At 39.7% G+C, this 21,359-nt stretch carries 19 protein-coding genes; 4 read left to right on the top strand and 15 right to left on the bottom strand.

The genetic code is table 11. The features are described from left to right. Positions 1-9 precede the first annotated feature (9 nt). Together ACFX4H_RS21585 and ACFX4H_RS21580 are read right to left on the bottom strand one after the other, a co-directional pair. Positions 10-786 (bottom strand): transporter substrate-binding domain-containing protein, encoded by a 777-nt coding sequence (locus ACFX4H_RS21585; protein ID WP_328137171.1) that lies wholly within the window; start codon positions 784-786, stop codon positions 10-12. Between the two features lie 515 nt (positions 787-1,301). Next, on the bottom strand, positions 1,302-2,639 hold the full coding sequence (locus tag ACFX4H_RS21580; protein WP_328137172.1) for a YjiH family protein: 1,338 nt from the start codon (positions 2,637-2,639) through the stop codon (positions 1,302-1,304). 671 nt (positions 2,640-3,310) lie between these two features. Between ACFX4H_RS21580 and ACFX4H_RS21575 the strand changes: the two genes are divergently transcribed. Further along, the gene (locus ACFX4H_RS21575; RefSeq protein ID WP_377436174.1) at positions 3,311-4,366 is read left to right on the top strand and encodes a potassium channel family protein; all 1,056 of its coding nucleotides are present in this window, start codon (positions 3,311-3,313) and stop codon (positions 4,364-4,366) included. A 355-nt stretch (positions 4,367-4,721) separates the two neighbouring features. On the opposite strand, the gene ACFX4H_RS21570 is transcribed toward ACFX4H_RS21575, so the two are convergent. The 6 genes from ACFX4H_RS21570 to ACFX4H_RS21545 all read right to left on the bottom strand — a co-directional run bounded on the left by ACFX4H_RS21570 (position 4,722) and on the right by ACFX4H_RS21545 (position 12,212). After that, positions 4,722-6,227, bottom strand: coding sequence for a malate:quinone oxidoreductase (locus tag ACFX4H_RS21570; protein ID WP_034305633.1), 1,506 nt, complete (start codon positions 6,225-6,227; stop codon positions 4,722-4,724). A 595-nt stretch (positions 6,228-6,822) separates the two neighbouring features. Continuing rightward, positions 6,823-7,743 carry a type I pantothenate kinase gene (gene coaA, locus ACFX4H_RS21565; RefSeq protein ID WP_377436173.1) on the bottom strand — a complete coding sequence of 307 codons (921 nt, stop codon included), beginning with the start codon at positions 7,741-7,743 and terminating at the stop codon, positions 6,823-6,825. 95 nt (positions 7,744-7,838) lie between these two features. Beyond that, entirely contained in the window at positions 7,839-8,132 is a 294-nt protein-coding gene (locus tag ACFX4H_RS21560) for an RNA polymerase alpha subunit C-terminal domain-containing protein (protein ID WP_377436172.1), read from the bottom strand. A gap of 153 nt (positions 8,133-8,285) precedes the next feature. After that, on the bottom strand, positions 8,286-9,683 hold the full coding sequence (locus ACFX4H_RS21555) for an amino acid permease (protein WP_034305642.1): 1,398 nt from the start codon (positions 9,681-9,683) through the stop codon (positions 8,286-8,288). Positions 9,684-10,016: 333 nt separating this feature from the next. Next, a complete protein-coding gene (locus tag ACFX4H_RS21550; protein ID WP_034305644.1) occupies positions 10,017-10,976 on the bottom strand; it encodes an L-threonine 3-dehydrogenase in 960 nt (319 codons plus the stop codon). Positions 10,977-11,021: 45 nt separating this feature from the next. Beyond that, positions 11,022-12,212, bottom strand: a complete 1,191-nt coding sequence (locus tag ACFX4H_RS21545; RefSeq protein ID WP_053533707.1) for a glycine C-acetyltransferase — start codon at positions 12,210-12,212, stop codon at positions 11,022-11,024. Positions 12,213-12,586: 374 nt separating this feature from the next. Between ACFX4H_RS21545 and ACFX4H_RS21540 the strand changes: the two genes are divergently transcribed. Next, positions 12,587-12,718: a hypothetical protein gene (locus ACFX4H_RS21540; protein WP_283867064.1), complete on the top strand. Its 132-nt coding sequence runs from the start codon at positions 12,587-12,589 to the stop codon at positions 12,716-12,718. Between the two features lie 878 nt (positions 12,719-13,596). On the opposite strand, the gene ACFX4H_RS21535 is transcribed toward ACFX4H_RS21540, so the two are convergent. The 5 genes from ACFX4H_RS21535 to ACFX4H_RS21515 form a co-directional block, all read right to left on the bottom strand. After that, positions 13,597-14,124 (bottom strand): YehS family protein, encoded by a 528-nt coding sequence (locus tag ACFX4H_RS21535; protein WP_241637247.1) that lies wholly within the window; start codon positions 14,122-14,124, stop codon positions 13,597-13,599. A gap of 117 nt (positions 14,125-14,241) precedes the next feature. Further along, entirely contained in the window at positions 14,242-15,627 is a 1,386-nt protein-coding gene (gene rlmD, locus ACFX4H_RS21530) for a 23S rRNA (uracil(1939)-C(5))-methyltransferase RlmD (protein ID WP_283867062.1), read from the bottom strand. Next, positions 15,624-16,508 (bottom strand): DNA-3-methyladenine glycosylase family protein, encoded by an 885-nt coding sequence (locus ACFX4H_RS21525; protein ID WP_377436171.1) that lies wholly within the window; start codon positions 16,506-16,508, stop codon positions 15,624-15,626. The genes rlmD and ACFX4H_RS21525 overlap by 4 nt, the downstream gene beginning before the upstream one ends. 122 nt (positions 16,509-16,630) lie before the next feature. Further along, positions 16,631-17,416 carry a delta-lactam-biosynthetic de-N-acetylase gene (pdaA, locus tag ACFX4H_RS21520; RefSeq protein WP_376708045.1) on the bottom strand — a complete coding sequence of 262 codons (786 nt, stop codon included), beginning with the start codon at positions 17,414-17,416 and terminating at the stop codon, positions 16,631-16,633. A gap of 135 nt (positions 17,417-17,551) precedes the next feature. Continuing rightward, positions 17,552-17,737: a hypothetical protein gene (locus ACFX4H_RS21515; protein ID WP_034306471.1), complete on the bottom strand. Its 186-nt coding sequence runs from the start codon at positions 17,735-17,737 to the stop codon at positions 17,552-17,554. A gap of 111 nt (positions 17,738-17,848) precedes the next feature. Here ACFX4H_RS21515 and ACFX4H_RS21510 point away from each other — a divergent pair, with 111 nt between their 5' ends. Continuing rightward, positions 17,849-17,986 carry a hypothetical protein gene (locus ACFX4H_RS21510; protein ID WP_174878768.1) on the top strand — a complete coding sequence of 46 codons (138 nt, stop codon included), beginning with the start codon at positions 17,849-17,851 and terminating at the stop codon, positions 17,984-17,986. A gap of 49 nt (positions 17,987-18,035) precedes the next feature. Here the strand turns inward: ACFX4H_RS21510 and ACFX4H_RS21505 are convergent, their stop codons facing one another. Further along, complete coding sequence (locus tag ACFX4H_RS21505; protein WP_034305659.1) at positions 18,036-19,604, bottom strand: fumarate hydratase; 1,569 nt, start codon at positions 19,602-19,604, stop codon at positions 18,036-18,038. Between the two features lie 291 nt (positions 19,605-19,895). Continuing rightward, on the bottom strand, positions 19,896-20,081 hold the full coding sequence (locus ACFX4H_RS21500; protein ID WP_034305661.1) for an SE1561 family protein: 186 nt from the start codon (positions 20,079-20,081) through the stop codon (positions 19,896-19,898). Positions 20,082-20,237: 156 nt separating this feature from the next. Between ACFX4H_RS21500 and yfkAB the strand changes: the two genes are divergently transcribed. Continuing rightward, complete coding sequence (gene yfkAB / locus ACFX4H_RS21495) at positions 20,238-21,359, top strand: radical SAM/CxCxxxxC motif protein YfkAB (RefSeq protein ID WP_376708046.1); 1,122 nt, start codon at positions 20,238-20,240, stop codon at positions 21,357-21,359.

Genomic DNA, 21,359 nt, shown 5'->3' with positions numbered 1-21,359 from the left:
TTATTAACCTTATTCACCAAGATACGTTTTTATAATTTCATCATATGTGCCGTCTTTTTTAAGATTGGCAAGACCATCATTTATTTTTTTCAATAAATCCCCGTTTTGCCCTTTCAATACAGCTATTCCATATTGGTCACCATTCAAACGGTCACCTACGATTTTCAACCCAAGATCTTTTTGGGCGATTGCATATGAGATGACAGGATAATCTTCTATAAGGGCATCCGCATTACCGTTGGCCACTTCCTGGAACATCGCTGGACTATCATTGAATTGAACAACTTTGATTCCTAGTTCCGTAGCATTATCCTGTGCATATTTAGCACCTGTTGTTCCTTTTTTCACTGCTATGGTTTTTCCTTTAAGATCCTTAACGGTTTTAGTGCTTGTATTATCTTTCTTAACAACTATTGTTAACCCTGCATCAAAATACGGTGTTGAGAAATCCACTACCTTTTTTCTTTCCTCTGTAATGCTCATTCCTGCAATGGCCACATCAAGCTGATTGGCTTGCATAGCCGGAATGATTCCACCGAAATCCATTGGAGACAATTTGATTTTGAAATCCTGGTCTTTCGCGATTGCATTGATCAATTCGATATCGATACCTTTATAGTCGTTCCCCTCTTTAAATTCAAAAGGAGGATAAGTCGTATCCACACCAACTTTATATACCTTTTCAGGTTTCTTTTCCTCACCTGCATTTTTTCCTTCATTGGTTCCACAAGCCGAGATAAAGATGGTTAAAATCAAAAACATACTCAATAAACCAAGTTTCTTCATTCAAATCACTCCAATTCTTAGATTATACGTGATAATAAATAATTCTCCCTATAATATAGCATAAGAACAAAGTGATATAATATGAATTTTCGGAATATAAATTATTTTCTTTAAATAATTTATATGGATGTTTTTCCTAATATTGTTACAGTGATGGAAAACACAAAAAGGCTATGGGATCCTTCTCGATAAAAATAGCCGATCATGTCATCAATACCTGTAAAACAAGACCATTGGAGGGTGTTATTCACCAGGGTTCCTTTGGTCATCCCTAATAGGAGATACTCCATTAGTTGGATAAGAAAAAAACTAAATCAATTAACTTTTGGATGCTTTTAAACTAGAATATAGGAATTGTTTTTCCGCCTCCACTCCCCCTGCTTCAAAATGTCCCGCGCCCTACCATGTCTACTTCTATCAAAAAAAGGCCAACCAGTAATTTTTTTTACTGGTCGACCTTATAATACGAACGAATCCGCTCGATTTGTGATCGAATTAAGATTCATTGATTTGCACTAAAGCAGCAATATCGCGATGGGTGCCGTAATAATTAACGTGATGAGCGTCCGTTCAAACCAAATTACAACCAACTTCGTAATACTGATCGGGATTTCTGTTGATAGGATACAAGGTATCGTCGCTGAAAAGAACAATATGGATGAAACAGAAACCACGGCAATGATGAACTTAGTTACCAGAGGTGCATCAACTACAAGAAGCGCCGGCAGGAACATTTCTGCAATTCCTATAGCTGAAGCTTTTGCAGCCAAAAATGGTTCAGGTATTTGCAATGCCCAGGTAAATGGGTAAAAAAGATAGCCAAGTAAATTAAATACTGGAGTGTACTCCGCTAATACAAGGCTGATGAGACCAACAGATAAAATGGAAGGCAGAATGCTCATTGTCATAAGAAAACCGTCCTTTAAGTTTTCCCATAAATTTCTGCCAAGACTTATGGAATTATTTGCTCCTACCATCGCACTGTTCCAGGCATTTCGGAAAAGTCCTTCTTTGATAACTTCTTCTGGATCCGCATTATCCGAATAATATTCGTCGCTCATTTTATTTAATGGCCAAATACGTACGGTAATGGCAGTGACAAGGTACGTGATTCCTAAAGAAACCCAAAAGAAAAGCGACCATAGGTCCATAAGCCCGAGGGTTTTTGCTACAACGATCATGAACGTTGCTGAAACCGTTGAAAAGCCAGTTGCAATAATAGCTGCTTCTTTAAGGGTGTATTTTCCTTCTTTATATAGTCGATTCGTAATAAGCATACCAATGGAATAGCTACCTGCTAAATCAGCAACCATATCAACAGCTGAACGCCCCGGAGTTTTAAATATCGGCCTCATGATCGGCTGCATCAGTACACCTAAAAATTCGAGAAGCCCGTATCCAATGAGCAGCGCCAAAAATAGAGCGCCAAAAGGAACGACAAGACCTACAGGTATGACAAGTTTTTCGAAAAGGAAAGGACCCATACTTGGGGCCATTAACCATTCGGGTCCGATCTTGAAATATATTAAGATCGCAACAACAGCACCTAATACTTTTAATGAAGAAAAAACGATTGATACCTTATCTTTGCTCCAACTTTTTGAAATAAATGGATAAACAGCTCCTAATAGAATGACAATAAGAGCATAAATAGGAACGGCTGTCGGCAAGGTTACTTTGATCCATGTTACTATATGATCAATTGGTATGCTTGAAACACCATTTATGGTAATGGGAATAAAAAACATAAAACTTCCTATTAAACTGTATATAATAAACTTCAGTACATTCGTAGTAGATTGAATCTGCGGCTCCTCTTGTTTCGTATTTGTCGCAACATTTGGTGATTCCATAATCATTCCCCCTTTAATTTAATTGCCTTCTTGGTAAATCCTGGCGTCATGCCCACATCCAATCACGTAAAGTTTCACCTTCTTCCAGCAGCAAAACACCCCAGCTATGTGCCGCTTTCCAATCCCCCGTGTACCGGTGCACAACTGCAACCCGGCAATATTGTTCATTAACATGCGAAGCACCGCCACTTGTTGCGAGACTTTTATATGCAATCCTGTTCTTTTTTTAATATCTTTACTCTTTCACTTGTATCCGCTTTCATTTTGGTTGTCCTCCTCATTATTTAACATTCATTGTATACTGAAAATTCTAATAATAATTTTACTTTTTGATGATTATTTTATAATTTATATTCTAAAATTCATCTATTATTGTCCTTTTTATAATCCATATTAAAATTAGAGCGAAATTTAAGAGCAGAATCTATAGTTTTGGTACGAAAAACTAACTGAATGAGTGGTCTATTAAGCTTGGGCAGATAAAACTCAGTGTTCCTGCCCCTTTTGTGCATAAGAAACAGAGCTGAACGTCACACATCCAACCAAGCTTTCTTTTATATGCTTTTTTGCTCCCAACTTGGGAATAAATAGTTCTTACACTTACGTTTAATTATCTGTTAAATCGGGGAAATATAAATTCAATCGACGATGACTTTATAACTAGGATGGATATGATGAGAATTAAGGTAAAAAAAATAATATATTACCTGATTAAATTAAGAGGGAAAATCTTTATACCATTTGCCATTTTATACATATTAGTTGCAGCATATATTGCTTTTTCTATAGAGCCACAGACGTTCGAATCATATTTAACTTCAGTTTACTGGGTTCTTACAACGCTTGCTACGGTTGGTTTTGGTGACTATGCACCGGTCACCGATCTTGGAAAAGCATTTACCATCGGTCTATACATAACGGGTATTGGGCTTGTTAGTCTTTTTATTGGAAAAATCATTAAATCTGTATATCTTATCGAAAAACGTAAAGTTGGTGGAAAAATGAAATATACAGGTAAAAATCATATCATTCTGATTGGATGGAGTGAAAAGTCAAAATCAGCAATTCAAGAGATTTATAAATCTGATGAAACCATTGATATTGTTATAATTGATAGCCTGGAAAAATCCCCCATGATGGAGGAGCGTCTGTTTTATGTTCGCGGGGATGCCACCGATGAAGAAACATTGCTCCGTGCAAATCTGCCTAAAGCAAAAGGCGTTATCATTTTTGCTGACCAAATAACACAAGATAATTATGCTACAAAGGATCCGTTACTTGTCGATGGAAAGACATTATTAGTTGCCACTGCCATAACGTCCATTGAAGAAATAACCAATACGGCAATACACGTCACCGCTGAGGTAATCAATCAAAAGCATATTCGTTTATTTGAGCGCGTAAAGGTGGATGAGTTTATTCCTACACAAGAAATGATCTCCCACGCAGCAGTACGATCATTATTTTCTCATGGAGTCACTCACATGTATTCAGAACTCATGAGCTCAAAGTACGAAGAGGCGATGTATGAGATTTCTAAACAAGATGAATGGCGAACCTATCGTGATGCATTCATGGACCTTCTTGATAAAGGGGCCACACTGGTAGCAGATCGTGGTGATCTTAACATAAACCAAAAATTAGATGCACGAATTCCTGATGATGCACAGCTTTTCATTATTTGCGATAAAGAGACCATTTCCAAAATAAATTCAAAAATACATTAGAATCAGAAATCTTTAGGGATGCTATAATAGCATCCCTCAGTTTGTAGGCAAAAGGGTTTTATCTAAAGTTAAAACTAAGTTGATTGGAGCGGGTGTTCGGGCCTCCTGCTTAGAAAAGCGAGTCTAGGGGAGACCCCGCAGGCGCAAGCCGAGGGCGGACCGCCTGCGGAAAGCGAGTGCCTCTCGTTCCATCAACGTCCAAATTGCACATGCCATAAACTCAATTTTCTTCAAGTTTGCCTGCAAATATGCTCCTAAATTGAATAAGCTTTAAAACAAAAAAAAGAACCTTCAATCAAAGATCGATTAAAGGTTCTGTTGTTTTTAATTTCAATGATGCTTCGATATCCAAAAATTAACTATAAACTAGCTCTTTTTTTTTGCTCAGACCAAGCGTCTCTGATGTTGAAGTTTGAATTTCGTGCAAAAGCTCTGTATTTTCCATTAGTGACTCTCCATAAGAAGGAATCATTTCTTTAATTTTCGGTTCCCACTCTTTCATGCGTTGCGGGAAGCATTTATTAATTACCTCAAGCATAACGTGAACAGCAGTAGAAGCCCCTGGAGAAGCACCTAGCAATGCTGCAATAGAGCCATCGGATGCACTTACAACTTCCGTACCAAATTGAAGTGTACCTTTGCCGCCTTCAGCAGTATCTTTGATAACTTGTACACGTTGGCCAGCTACTACTAAATCCCAATCCTCGCTCTTAGCGTTCGGGATGAACTCTCGTAACTCTTCCATGCGCTGTTCTTTCGATAACATAACTTGCTGGATCAAGTATTTTGTCAATGGCATCTCTTTTGCACCTGCCGCCAACATAGTTAAAACATTATTCGGTTTTACGGAAGTTATTAAATCGAACATTGAACCTGTTTTTAAGAACTTCGGTGAGAAGCCCGCAAATGGTCCAAATAGCAACGATTTTTTATTGTCGATAAAACGTGTATCAAGATGCGGAACAGACATTGGTGGTGCACCAACTTTAGCTTTTCCGTATACCTTCCCATGATGCTGTGCAACAACTTCCGGATTATTACATACCATGAAGTATCCACTTACCGGGAATCCTCCGATATGTTTCCCTTCAGGAATGCCGGATTTTTGCAGTAAATGCAAGCTTCCGCCCCCGCCTCCGATAAAGACGAATTTAGCATTATGACGTTCTACGCTACCGGTATCGACATTACGCACTTTTAATTCCCATGAGCCATCACTGGCACGTTTAACATTATCAACACTATGTTTATATTTGATATCGACGTTTTGAGCCTTTAAGTGGTCAAACAACATGCGTGTCAGAGCACCGAAGTTAACGTCTGTACCGTAATCAATTTTTGTTGCCGCTATAGATTCATTCGATGGACGGTCTTGCATAATAAGTGGAATCCATTCCATCAGTTTTGCTGGGTCATCGGAATACTCCATACCTTGGAACAGAGGATTTTTGGACAGCGCTTCAAAACGTTTCTTTAAGAACGCTACATTGTTATCCCCTTGCACCATACTCATATGAGGCAATGGCATGATAAAGTCTTGCGGATTATCAATCAGCTTACAGTTTACAAGATACGACCAAAACTGCAATGAAACTTGGAACTGTTCATTTATTTTAATTGCTTTGCTAATATCTATAGATCCGTCAGCTTTTTCGGATGTATAGTTAAGCTCGCACAGTGCAGAATGTCCCGTACCCGCATTATTCCATTCGTTAGAGCTTTCTTCTCCTGCGTTTGCAAGCTTCTCAAATACTTTGATTTCCCATTCCGGTGCTAACTCTTTCAGTAATGATCCCAAAGTCGCGCTCATGACTCCGCCGCCAATTAAGATAACGTCTGTTTGTTTCTGTATGTTGCTCATTATAACCTTCCTTATCCCCTATATTTGCAAAAAAGATGTAGGCGCTCCTGCTTAGGTGTCAAAAAAAGCCCGGCACGAACTAGGAACACACCTTTTCTGTCTCCTTATAACTATATCATAATCTATTATTATTATTTCATAGATTAAAATATTCTACTATTACTTTTTTTGTTAAAATGTTGATTTTGAAAAGAAATTAGCTTAAACTAATCCGCCCCGATAGTCGCATTAAAAGATTTCTTCAGCAACTCCCCATCATTGAAGGAAGAAACTGTTAGTGAAATAATATTGACAGATTCGAAAAAGCCAGGAAAATACACATTTATTGACAAAAACAGAAGGGAAATTAGAATTTTCTGTAACCATTTCCCTAAAAAACTAGGGCCTTCCTAAAATTGCTAAACTCTTAACTTTTTAACTAGTATCATAAATTCCACCCAATTATTAGATATTATAACAATACCAATAATTACTGAAAATTAAACCAATATAAGGTAATATCATCGATAATATTCTTAATTTTAAGACTTATCTCATAGTCCCTCATTAATATAATTTCTTAACTTATTGCTATTACAAAAAAACATTATTTCTCTTATTTTCGCAAAAAGATATTTTCAACTTTATGTTCCGACCCTTTTTTCAAGATGAGTTTTGCCCGTCCTTTTGTCGGCAGTATATTTTCATGTAAATTTTTCAAATTAATTTCTTCCCAAATTCGAGTCGCTTTTTTTATGGCCTGTTCTTTAGAAAAGTCAATATAACGATGGAAATAGGATTCGGGACTTTGAAATGCAGTCTTTTGAAGTAAAAGGAACCTTTCGACATACCACCGCTCTATGTCGTTAACATCTGCATCTACATAGAGTGAGAAATCAAAAAAGTCACTGACGAATACTTGATTTTCCTTGTCAACTTGAAGAACATTAACACCTTCCACTATTAAAATATCCGGATTACAGATCGTCTGCACTTCATTTGGCAAAATGTCATACTTCAAATGTGAGTAGATTGGAACTTCCACTTTATTTTTTCCCGCTTTTACATCTCCGATAAGATTGATTAATTTTTGGGTATCATAACTTTCAGGAAACCCTTTTCTTTTCATCAATCCTTTTTCTTCTAAAAGATCATTTGGGTACAAAAAACCGTCGGTAGTGACAAGACCTACGTTTCTGTGATTATCCCATCTGGATAATAAAGTCTGAAGCAACCTTGCAGTCGTACTCTTTCCTACAGCTACACTCCCTGCAATCCCAATGATATAAGGTACTTTTTTAGCATCAGTTTTTAGAAATGAAGAAGTGGCTGTGTTAAGCTGCTGTGATGCCTCAACATGTAAATTGATCAAACGGGTCAAGGGCAAATAAACCTCTTCCACTTCCTGAATGGATATTTCTTCATTTATTCCTTTTAAGTTATCCAATTCTTCTTCAGTTAAAGGAAGAGGGGTATGGTTTCGCAAAGATGCCCACTTTTTTCGATTGAATTCAAAATAGGGAGTATAGGAACTCATGATTTTTCGTTACCTCACTTTTTAGAGTTACTATCAGTTTAACAAGGATGATGTCTATAAAAAAGATGTTCCTGATCCCTTATTCACTAAATTGATTAAGCTTTGAATGATAATCCACCTATCTCCAAAGCTTCCCTAAGTTTCGGTAAAGAAGCTGGTCCCATACCGTGGAATTTCAAAATCTCTTTTTCACTATATGCTGATAGCTGTTGTAAAGAGGTTACCCCATTGCTTTCCAATGCACGTCTGGCAGGTGCCGAGAGCACTGAAAGGAATCCTGTATCAGGTTTTCGTTCCAGCTCACATACAGGGCAGGTCGGACAGTCGCTGGATTTATAGTATTTGTGTCCCTTTTCGCAAGTCCTCAAATTCTTCTTTGAAATGGTCATTGTCAATTTCTCCTTTTCTTCTGAATTTCAAGTCCAAACATAAAAAGTTCCCCCTTCACAATGAAGCAAATCATTTTAATCCATTTTATCATTAATTTCATTGGAAAAGGGCTGCCGCAGCAACCCTTTGCAAAACGCAAAGTGAGTGATGGATTAACCCACTTTGTCCTCCTTCTTAGCCTCTGTTTGAGCATTTGCCTGTACACGCTTGTCTATTCCAAAAGCGAAATAACTGATTGCTACGATAGCCAGAAAACCTATTCCAACCATAAGAGATATACGTGTGTCATCATTAAACCACATACCGATCAATACCATGATCAAGAAAGCGATGGTCAGGTAGTTTGTAACAGGTGCAAACGGCATCTTGAATGGATGATTGTGCATTTCAGCTTTTTTGACCTTCCTGAATTTAATTTGACTGATCAGAATGACAAACCATGGAATCATTCCAGGAAGTACACTCGCACTGTATACATGCACAAATAAATTTTCTGGTGCAATATAACTTAAAACAACCCCAATCGCTAAACCGACGATCACTCCGAACGTACCGAATAAAGGGACACCGCTATTAGATACTTTTGCAAAGAACTTTGGCGCTTGTCCATTCATCCCTAATGTGTAAAGCATGCGTCCTGCACTGTAAATACCACTATTGCAGCCAGACATTGCAGCCGTGATAACGACAAAATTAATGATTCCGGCTGCTGCCGTGATACCAACCTTCGCAAAGGTCGCAACAAATGGACTGCCAATCGAACTTAATTGATCCCAAGGGTAAACGGTTACAATAATGAAGATCGCACCGATATAGAAGATTAAAATACGCCAAATGGTACTTTGAATCGCTTTGGTTATCGTTTTTTGCGGATCTTTTGCTTCACCAGCCGTAATCCCGATTAATTCTACACCTTGATAAGCGGCAACCACCAGTGAGAGAGCAAAGAAGAAGCCCTTCCAGCCGCCTGTAAATAAACCGCCATGTTCCCAAAGATTCGATAACCCTAAGGCTTCCCCACCGTTACCGATCCCAAAGAAAATCAGTCCAAAACCTGCAACGATCATTAAAATAATCGTTACGATTTTAATCAGTGCAAACCAAAATTCAATTTCCCCAAAGGATTTAACGGAAATTAAGTTCGCTGCTCCAAGAATCACCATTGCAATTAAACCTGGAATCCAAGCAGGGAGATCAGGGTACCAATACTGCATGTACGTCCCCACTGCAATAATTTCTGCCATCCCGACGATAACCCACTGGAACCAGTTACTCCAAGCTGTCATATACCCTGCCAATGGATGAATGTACTTATAACCAAATGTTGCAAATGAACCTGTACTTGGCTCTAAGTACAACATTTCCCCCATTGCGCGCATGATCAAGAATATAAATAAACCAGAAATCGCATAAGCTAACATTACAGACGGACCTGTCCATTGAATCGTGCTGGCTGAACCCATGAATAAACCGACACCAATCGTTCCGCCCAAAGCGATCATCTGAATATGACGACCTTTTAAGTCCCTATTCAAATCTTTGTTTGCCATTCCATTTCCCCCTACACTACTAATAGTCGAAATTTTATGCAAGATGCTTATTACACTCCCTATTTAGTATAGAAATGATATAGCAGGCACCACTTTATTTAATCTTTCTTAAAGCCGCCTCATAAAATCACTCTTCACTTTTAAGCATTCCTGACAGTTGGAAAGATTACTATCCATTTTCATGTTAATTCTTTATTCTGTCCTAGGTGCCATAGAAAGCGCTTACTTTTTACCGGTTATAACAAGTTCACCCCTTAAACGGTAAAAATTCCCCTGTATAAAATAACTCGAATAAAAGAGTTTTGCAACTCTTTTATTCGGCTGGCAGGTTTATTACGCTGTTACCAAAAGGGACTTTAATCTCAGCTTTAACAACATATCATTGGTCATTTTCTCCAAATCATATTCCGCCTTGAATCCCCACTCTTCCTTTGCACATGTTGAATCAATTGTATTTGGCCAACTGTCTGCAATGGATTGTCTTACAGGATCGACTTCATAATTCATGACAAATTCCGGTATATGCTTTTTAATTTCGGCTGCGATTTGCTCCGGATCAAAGCTCATGGCAGAAACATTGAAAGAATTCCGATGTTTCAATTTTGAAGCATCGGCCTCCATTAAAGCAATGATGGCAGCTAAAGCGTCCGGCATATACATCATGTCCATATACGTTCCCTTATCAATGTAAGAAGTATATCGCTTGTTTTTAATCGCTTCATAGTAAATTTCAACTGCATAGTCGGTAGTTCCGCCGCCAGGAGGCGTGACATACGAAATCAGTCCCGGGAATCGAAGCCCCCTCGTATCAACCCCAAATTTATGATGATAATAATCACATAATAACTCTCCGGATACTTTATTCACGCCGTACATCGTATTTGGCCGTTGAATGATGTCTTGCGGTGTCCAATCTTTAGGAGTGGTTGGACCAAACGCACCAATGGAACTAGGTGTGAATAATTGGCAATCGAGTTCTCGTGCCGTTTCCAAAGCATTGACCAATCCGCCCATGTTTAAATGCCAAGCTAAAAGCGGCTTCTTTTCAGCTGTTGCCGACAATAAAGCGGCCAAATGTATAATCGTATCCACTTCATGTTTTTTTGCCATGTTATACATCGCTTTTTCATCCGTAACATCCAAAACTTCAAATGGACCTGATTGAGCAACATCACTGTCCGTTTTTCGGATATCTGTCGCAATGATATTGTCAGCTCCATAAACCTCTCTCATTTTTAGCGTCAGTTCTGAACCAATTTGACCTAAAGCTCCCGTTACCAAGACCTTTTTCATCAAAAATCCCTCCCCATGTTTTAAACTCTGAAACAAGCAATCTACTTATATGATCGACATCTCTTTTCCTACTTTTTCATAAATGGCCAATGCGCTATCCAACATCTCTTTTGTATGAGCCGCAGTAGGCATATTCCTCACTCTTCCAGTACCTTTTGGAACGGTAGGGAATACGATGGATTTAGCATACACACCTTCTTCATTCAGCCTCTTGCTGAATTGCTGCGTTTTTGCTTCATCACCTATAATGCAAGGCGTGATCGGTGTTTCGCTCTCCCCGATATCAAACCCTAATTCTTTTAGGCCTTTTTTCAAGTAATCGCTATTTTCCCAAAGCTTATTTTGAAGTTCTGAGCTATTCATCAAAATATTGATGGCTTCTATGCTAGCTGCAACTGCTCCCGGTGTGGCAGCCGTTGAAAATAAAAATGGACGGCTTCTCACCTTTAACCAATCAATCAAATCTTTCTTTCCTGCTACATAGCCCCCCACAACACCAATGGCTTTGGATAATGTTCCAATTTGGAAATCCACTTTATCCGATAACCCAAAATGCTTAACCGTTCCTGCACCATTACCTAATACACCCGAACCATGCGCATCATCAACATACGTAATTAAGTCGAACTCTTCGGCAATCTTCACAATTTCAGGAAGTTTGGCTATATCCCCATCCATCGAGAACACTCCGTCGGTAATGATCATGATCTTGTTATACAATCCGGACTCCTTTGCTTGACGTGCCTTTGTCCGTAAATCGTCCATGTCGGAATGGATAAAGGGAATGATTTTTGCCTTGGATAGTCGGCATCCATCAATGATTGAAGCATGATTCAGTTCATCTGAAAGAATGGCATCATTTTTATCCATCACTCCTGAAATCGCTGCCATATTACAGTTAAATCCAGATTGATAAGCAATGGCTGCTTCTGTATGCTTAAACTCGGCGAGCTTTTCTTCCAATTTGACATGAATATCTAACGTTCCGTTGATCGTACGAACGGCACCTGCACCGACACCATATGTTTTCGTCGCTTCTATGCAAGCCTCTATTAATCGTCTATCTGTTGCTAAACCTAAATAATTATTGGATGATAAATTAATTAGCTCCCTGCCCGCAATCGTGATAACCGGACCATTAGCACCTTCCACTGGATCAATAACGTTGTAAAGTCCCTTTTCTTTTAAATCTTCCAAATTTTCTTTCAAAAATTCATTTAATATTTCACTTGACATTTAATATACCCCCTTATTGATGGTTGGAATACATGCAGGATTTTTTTATGTTTTACACCTATTTTAAAAATATTGTATTTTTTCCCTTTTTTTCTAAAAATACACGTGTCTTCTCCAAAAACACACACAGTATTAGTGAAAATCCCTTTATACTAAGTGTTATAACACTCATAATAATGGATAATTTTAATGTTGTCCATATTGTGTGGACAAAAAATTTGAATTTTTGTAGTTCTTACAATCAACATCCACCTAAAATGCGTTTATATCAATGAAAATACGAAGAGAATTTCATCAATTTTCCAAGGCAAACGATGTTATATCTACTGGTTTTTTGGAGACCTTAACCATTAACCTAATTAAGGAGGGGTATAGTGAGAACGGAAGATGAAAAAACCTCAGAAGGCCTAAATGAGATTTTTGAGATTATCAATGCAAAAGGTGATATTGGAGAATTAAAAGAAATCGTCCAAAAACCTGATGAACAAACAAACGAAGACAAGTAAACCAAGGGGAGAAATCTCTTTCAGTCAGTTTGTTGACAAAAGGAAGTTCAGAATGGTTCATTCCTGATCATGAACTGTTTTTGAGGCTTATTTCCCTCTCCAGGCAATCGCTTTCCTCGGGGGGCTTTGCGCCTGAGGGGTCGCTTTTTTAAGCAGGAGTCCCGTTCAACCGCTCCAATCAACTGGATTGTTTTTTAAAGATAAAAACTGCAGGAAATACCAAGTTCTCCTAATTATTCTATAGTCATCAAGGGGATTAATTATCCTCTTTTTTGTCTGTTTTACATTGTACTAATGGACGCTTAAGTCCATTACAACAATAAAAAATGAGCTGCTGATCAGCTCGGATATTGAATTGAATCTCACGTCCAAAAAACAAAAAAGTCATGCAAAGGAATGGGATAAAAGAGTTAAGAATAAGGATTTTCCCTATTTCTCTTCCTTGTCCACAATCCATGCATAACTAACAAATTACTCCTCTACTTCACTAATCCTAGGACAGTAGTGCTCCATAAATCAGATTTCCATGTCCCACCGTTCCTTTTCGGTCTCCTTCATCCGTTTTTCCGTTTTCTCGGGATGGACAGTACGGAATTTATGGTGGTCAGCCGGGATGATTTCGATCATCTTTTCTATTCATATCTTCCGGATCGAATTGGTTTTTTAATCCCTTTTCTTGCTTTTTCATAGCCTCTGCTCTTGTAAAATTCTTTTCTCCATCGTACCATGTCCATTTTTCCTGCCTTGAGGGTCCCTTGTGTTTTTTTACTATTTCGCACTTTCTATCCCTTCAATAACATCATAAAAAAAGATCATGAAATCGTGAAAAGTATTTTTCACGATTTCATGATCTGATTCATAATGGGCATGTTACAGTGTTATCCCCTATATCTCAAAGTTAATCCTTTTAAGAAATTCCTGGCGTATCGATCTCCGCACTCTTTATAATTCCTATGACCCACTTTTCTTAATATAGCGCTTAATTCCCCTTTGGTTATCATGACTCCTGCTTCTTCCAAAATATCAATCATATCCTCACTGGTTAATGATAATGCTATTTTCAGCTTCTTCAGAAGGATATTATTCACACTTTCCTTATGCTTCACAGCCGTTGCCTGAATTTGAGGCTGACCAGGTTTTGGCTCTTGTCTCCCTCTTTTAAAAATGATCAAACCATTTAAAAAGGACTCTAGCATCATGTTATTGCAGTTTACCCCATCATCAGCTTCATCCAAATCATCATATTCTTCATATTCATCATAATAATCATCTTTTGGTTTTGTGAGCATCTGCATGACTTCTTCCATTGTCACTTCGATCTCCCCAAGTTTAAATATCTCAACCATATCTTTATTTTTTATATCCAACGCATATCTTAATCGAATTAATATATCATGATTATGCATCCAAAACCCTCCTATGTATTTCTCGATTTTCACAGTACTTTTATTATTTCACAAATGGTTGGAAATAAACGCAGATTAAAATCCGAGAACCTTTTACAGATTCCCGGATCACTCTGCTTATTCTTTAATCAGCTTCAATGAGGTTACTACTTCCACATGGCTCGTTTGCGGGAACATGTCCACGGGCTGCATGGCCTCCACTCGATATGAAGAGCCCAGTTCTTGCAAGTCCTTCGCCAATGTGGACGGGTTGCATGATACGTACACTATGGTTTTCGGTTTAACTTTCAAGATTGTCTGCAGTAAAGATTGGTCACAGCCGGATCTTGGCGGGTCGACGACCAGTACGTCCGGTTTCCAGCCTTCTTTGGTCCAGCGTGGAAGGATGTTCTCGGCTTTGCCTGTTTCATAGTATACATTGTTGCGTTTATGTTTTTTGGCATTTTTCTTGGCGTCCTCAATGGATTCTTTGATGACGTCCATTCCTCTGACTTCCTTGGCGTTTTCAGATAGCCATAGCCCAATGGTTCCAACACCGCAATAAGCGTCAACCACTTTTTCCGTGCCGGTTAAGGCTGCTGCTTTTTTCACTTCATCATATAAGCGGACAGTTTGAACCGGGTTAAGCTGGAAGAATGTACGGGCCGATAGTTCGTATGATAGGTCACCCAATGTTTCGTTGATGACTTTTTCGCCTGCCAGGTGAATCGTTTTTTCGCCAAAGATCAGTGATGTGTCCCGGTTGTTGATGTTTTGTACGACCGATTTCACTTCTGGCAATTGGTCACGAATTTGTTTTAGCAACTGATCTTTTTGTGGAATTTCCTCCGCTCCCGTAACAAGGACAACCTGAACTTCACCTGTTTCAAATCCTACCCGTGTAATGACAGTACGGATGACACCTTTTCTTTTTCTTTCGTTATAAATTGAGATGTTCAGGTTCTTCAGTATCTTTTTCACTGTACGTGTTACCTTATTCGTTGCCTTATGCTGTACAAGGCAATTCGGGATATCGATCAGTGTATGGGAATTCATGCCATAAAGGCCCGCAATCAGCTTGCCATCTTTTTGGCCGACTTGATACTGACTTTTATTGCGATAATTCCAAGGATCTTCCATGCCGATCGTTTCTTTTACATTTAATGAAGAAACTGGAAATTTTGAATGACGTTCCATCGCTTGAATGACGATATCGCGTTTTTCAATAAGCTGCTGGTCATAGCTCAAATGCTGCAACTGACAACCGCCGCATTCAGCGTAAACCGGACATGGCGCTGCAATGCGATGCGGTGATTCTTTACGGATGGTTTTTATTTTCGCCTCGGTGAAGTTTGGCTGAACCTTTGTAACCAAAGCTACAATTTCCTCACCAGGTAATGCTCCTGGGACGAAGACGACTTTCTTTTTGAAATAACCGACTCCCTCTCCGTTAATTCCCAGCCGTTTAATCGTAAGGGGAAGGGTTTGATTCACTTCTAGTTTTGTATCTTGAATGTTTGTCATTTCTTTTCACTCCGTTTTTCAATGCTTCTCCACAAATAGAGGGAAGCGTAGCTTAGATATGGAGCCCATTTCACACTATAGGACTCCATTTCTTCTTGGGTTGGCTTTTGCGGTAAGCCATATAATATTCTCAAGGCATTTTGAATGCCAATGTCGGCTTTAGGAAATAGGTTCGGCCGGCCAAGTCCAAAAAGCAGGAAGTTTTCAGCCGTCCATCTACCGATACCGCGTATTTTTATTAGTGTATCCATAACCTCTTGATCGGATAGCTTTTCCATTATATCTAGGTTGAGATGGCCCTGAATGATCTGCTTGGAAAGTCCGATGACGTATTCCGCTTTCCGGCCACTGAATTGAATGGCTCTTAATTGCTCGATTTGTAGTTGGGCGGTTGTTTCCGGTCTCGGATAAAACCAGGCGCCTTCCATCTGGAAGCCGAAGGTTTTAACGAATCGTTCCGTGAGCGTATGGGCAAAAGATAAGTTCAATTGCTGATGTATGATGCATTTCACGAGGCAACTGTAGTAATCGAAGTCCAAGACGATGGCAGTACCGCGGTGCTCTTCGAAGATTTCCCGCAAATCGGATTCCCGGAAGTGCCGGGAAACGCCTTCCAATGGCTGATGCCAATGAAAAACCTTTTTTAAACGTTCGATTGCTTTTGACTTGTACACCTCTGATTGACCTTTGATGATAAAAGATGGTTCATCGATATTTCCTATTGCCTGAACCTGCAAAACGATCGGTTCTTTTTCTATATATAGCGGAACTTTTACCGTCCTGTTAGTAAAATCAACTACCTGAAGTGGGTCTAACGATAATCGTTCGAGAACAAGATCGAAATTATAGGGTCCTTGAACCTGTAATTTTTCTGTCCACACAAGCGATCCATCCTTTAGCAGTTTTCCACGTATTATAGCATGTTTCCTGAAATATTACTTGAAATCGAGAAGAATGGATAAAAGCGGGACCTGAAATATCACGACAGGACCCGCTTCTCATTTTAATAAAGCATTCGGTTCGGCAACTGTTTCGCAATCATTAATTCATCAAGGCTACCAAAGGTGTACCCCTGTTTTTCAAGATCCGTCAGAATCGAGTCCAATGCTTCCGCATTATCCTTCGATACGGTATGCAATAATAAAATCGCGCCGGGATGAATCTGCTTAAGCACTTCATCATGTGCAAAAGCTGCACCCTTTTGTTGATCTACAATCCAGTCCCTATATGCCAGTGACCAGAAGATGTGGTAATACCCTTCTTTTTTTGCGACCCTCATTGTTCTCTCATTAAATACGCCACGAGGCGGCCTTAAATAGTTCATTCCCTTTTGCCCCGTTAATTTTTCCGTTGCTTCTTTTACCCGTTCAAGCTCGGTGCGGATCACATCGTCCGTCACGCTGGTCATATCCGGATGGTTCCATGAATGGTTTCCTACGATATGCCCTTCATTGGCCATACGGACAACAAGCTCAGGTGCCGTTTTTAAGTAATGACCCGTGACAAAAAAAGCTCCAGGAGCACCATGTTTCTTCAGAACATCTAAAATCTGGGCCGTATAGCCATTTTCATAACCGTTATCAAAGGTTAAATAAACGACTTTTTTCTTTGTATCCCCCTTATAAATCGCTTCATATTCAGGCAGCATTTCATTGAATTTTTTTCCGGCATCGGCAGGTGTACCATTTTTCCCTTTATTGAATCCCCAATTATAGGATTCTGCAAAAGCTGGACTGGCCAAAGAGCATATCAAGCATATAAAAGCGGATAAAATCACCATTTTTTTCATTGGAATATCCCCCATGTCATTTTTCTTATTGTTTGGAACATGGAGATTTATATGCATGATATTGTGAAGGTCAAATTCCTCGCAAAACAAAAAAAAAGGCCCTTCCTCCGAAAAGGATAGGCCTCCATGTTCTGTTTATCCTTTAAATAACGCTTGTGCCGCCTTCCAAATAATGGCGATGGCGAAAATGAGAACGATTACAATTCCGACTACGTCAAGGAATGTTTCAAGACCGGAGAAAATCGTGTTTGCCACAGGAAGTTGGATGAAAGCAAAACCGGTTATCATGGCGAAAAAGAATAAGATGTAGTTATTCTGCATGAAAATCCCTCCTTTCTCTTCTAATGTATGTGCGACCATTCCAAAAGATTGTACTTTTCTGAGGTAATTTTCGCCTTTTTTTTCATATACATGTACCAAGGGGGGAATGTAATGCTGGAATGGGTTATCACTCTTGGCTTTGTTGGTTGTCTTGGTTTAAGTGGTGGAGTGTTTGTTCATTTTGTGAAAAGCGGATTGAATTTGGAGGATTCATCAAGGATCGATCCACTGCCGGAAGTCAAAGAGTAAGATATGCAAAAGACGCTCAACCTTTTGGTGAGCGTCTTTTGCCAAACATTTATTTAAATACCGGTTCTTTGAATTGTGCCAATTTTTCCAATGAAGATTGCTGAACGTCTTTATGCAGGCTGTTTCCATGTGAATCCATGGTAACTACTGCAGTGAATCCTTCAACATTAAGATGCCACATTGCTTCTGGAATACCAAATTCAGTGAAGTTCACACCTTCGACGGATTTGATGCAGTCTGCATAATATTGAGCAGCCCCGCCGATTGCATTTAGATAAACGCCGCCGTGTTCACTTAATGCTTCAAGTGTTTTTGGTCCCATTCCGCCTTTACCGATAACTGCACGGATGCCGAATCGCTTCATGATATCGCCTTGGTATGGTTCTTCACGAATACTTGTTGTTGGTCCGGCGGCCTTCACATGCCATTTGCCCTCTTCATCCTTCAGCATAACTGGTCCACAGTGATAGATGATTTGTCCATCCAGGTCGATTGGTGCAGGATTTTCAGATAAGTGCTTGTGGATGGCGTCACGGCCTGTATACATTCTGCCGTTAATATGAACTACGTCACCCACTTTTAATTCACGGATTTGTTCTTCCGTGATTGGTGCTTGCAGGGTGATTTCACGGGAAGCTTCAACGTCCGATTCTGCAGCGGCTGCCACTTCATCCTTCGCCGCTTTTTCTGCTTCCAGAGCAAAGTCGATTTTCTCGCCTTCTTGATACAACCACTCATTGATTTCGCCTGTTTCAGGATTGACTTTCACTCCTAAACGGCGGAACGCCCAGCAGTTGTAAGCAACGGATACGAAAAAGCTTGCCGGAATACGGTGCATGACACCGATTTTACATCCAAGCAGTGTAGTTTCGCCGCCAAAGCCCATCGTGCCGATGCCCAATTCATTAGCAGTCTTCATGATGTAATCTTCAAGTTGACGAAGATCTTCATTCGGATTCACATCTTCATTACTGCGGAAAAGTTGAGCCTTAGCCAGATCATATCCGGATGAACGGTCCCCTCCGATACCCACGCCGATGAAGCCGGCACTGCAGCCTTGTCCTTGTGCTTGGTAGACAGAGTGAAGGATACATTTACGGATTCCGTCCAAATCACGGCCCGCTTTTCCCAATCCTTCAAGTTCCATAGGCAGACTGTATTGGATGTTTTTATTTTCACAGCCGCCGCCTTTTAAGATGAGACGAACATCAATATAGTCTTTTTCCCATTGATCGAATTTAATGACAGGAAGACCTTCCCCAAGGTTATCCCCGCTATTTTCACCCGATAAAGAATCAACTGCGTTTGGACGAAGTTTTCCGCCTTTTGTCGCTAAAATGATTGCATTTCGAATTGCTTTTTTTATTTCAAGTTGGTTGACGCCAACTGGAGTTTTTATTTTGAAAGTCGGCAGACCAGTATCCTGGCAAATCGGTGATACATTGTCGTCAGCCATTGTAATATTATTCGTGATGGTGGTCAGGCTCAATGCAGAACGAGTACCTGCATTTTCACGTTGTTTTGCACTTTTGACCGCACGACGAACATCCTTTGGAAGATTCGTTGAAGTTTCAACGATAAGACTGTACATACTTTCTTGGAATTTTTGAATATCCAAATTTCTCTTCCCCCTCTTATTTCCCCTAGATTAGATTTAATCATTTCCCTGCTTCTCTATAAATAGTGAATGATTCACACCCGTTTTATTATACATCTAACATAATCTTTCGAAAACAAGTAATTATTTTTCTTAATGAACAGCAATTTGGAGAGAAATGAGTAAAGCGCCAGAAATAGCCCATATGTTGAATTTCTTCACCAAACATTTCCATCAAAAAAGGATGACGAAGTTTCTCGTCATCCCCTCATGAATATTAACATTGAAAAAATCATACTATCGAAACAGATATTAGTCTTCGCGGGTTTTGAATTGTTCCACTTTGCCTTCCAAATCATCTATCATGCCGATTAAACGGTCTATATCTTCCAACTCCGTATTTTCCGGTTCTATATGATCAAGAACTTCCATGAACATCGTGAGGCGTTCTTTTAAGTATGTTAATTGTTCGTTTTTACCTGTAATGGATTTTCCCATGAGGCACTCTCCTTCCGTTCTTCTTTCATCGTAACGAAATCTGCTTGAAAGTGCAATGGCAAGCTATAAATGCAGCTCTCCGCCATTTGACAATTTTTGTCCCCATTGTTCATAATGGGTTAGTGCATTATTACGTAAGGAGTTTTAAATATGTCAATAATCAAGCAAGATCTTTTAACACCAATTACACCCAAGTATGATCCTTGGGAAGCATATATGGACGTTGAACAATATGGAAAACTCAGCCTTACCAATGTGGAGTTCACCACCACCACCCTTTGCAATATGCGATGTGAGCATTGTGCCGTCGGTTACACACTCCAGCCCAAGGACCCGGATGCACTGCCTCTGGAATTACTGATCCAGCGCCTTGATGAGATCCCTTTGCTTCGCTCGCTCAGCATTACTGGCGGGGAACCGATGCTTTCAAGAAAACAAGTGAAGAATTATGTTTTGCCTCTTTTGAAATATGCCCGTAGTCGCGGGGTCCGGACACAAATCAATTCCAATTTGACCCTTGACTTGGAACGGTATGAGGAAATCATTCCTTATTTGGATGTTCTCCATATTTCCCATAATTGGGGAACGATCGATGAATTCATTGATATCGGCTTTGCCATGATGGATCGAAAACCATCCCGGGAACAGCGAAAGAAATTATTTGATAAAATGATCGAAAATTCCCGTGCCCTGACAAAGGCTGGTGTACTGGTATCTGCGGAAACGATGCTTAATAAACGGACATTGCCTCATCTTGAGCATATTCACAGGCAGATCGTCGATGAAATGGGATGTCAAAGGCATGAAATTCATCCGATGTATCCAAGCGATTTCGCTTCGGCACTTGAAACTTTATCACTGGACAAAATGCGTGAAGCGATTCATCATTTGCTTGATATCCGGGATGAAAATGTTTGGATGCTTTTCGGTACCCTGCCATTTTATCCTTGCAATAACAGTATAGAGGATATTAAGCTGCTTCAACGCCTTTATGGTTCACATAAAGTGACTGTGCGAAATGATCCTGATGGACGATCACGGTTGAACATCAATATTTTCACCGGGGAAGTGATCGTGACCGATTTTGGGGACGCGCCTACATTAGGGAATATCAAAGATCAGCCCTTGACCGAATCCTATGAAACATGGACGAATTCGAAACTGGCCAATGAATTGAATTGCCACTGCCCGGCAGTCAAATGTCTAGGTCCGAATGTACTCGTCAAAAATGCATACTACCCGAAAGAGGACTTCAGGATCAGGAAGTCAACCATATGA

The sequence above is a fragment of the Peribacillus sp. YIM B13477 genome, from assembly GCF_042787955.1.
Taxonomy (GTDB): domain Bacteria; phylum Bacillota; class Bacilli; order Bacillales; family DSM-1321; genus Peribacillus; species Peribacillus frigoritolerans.
This window is presented reverse-complemented; position numbering and strand designations above follow the sequence as displayed.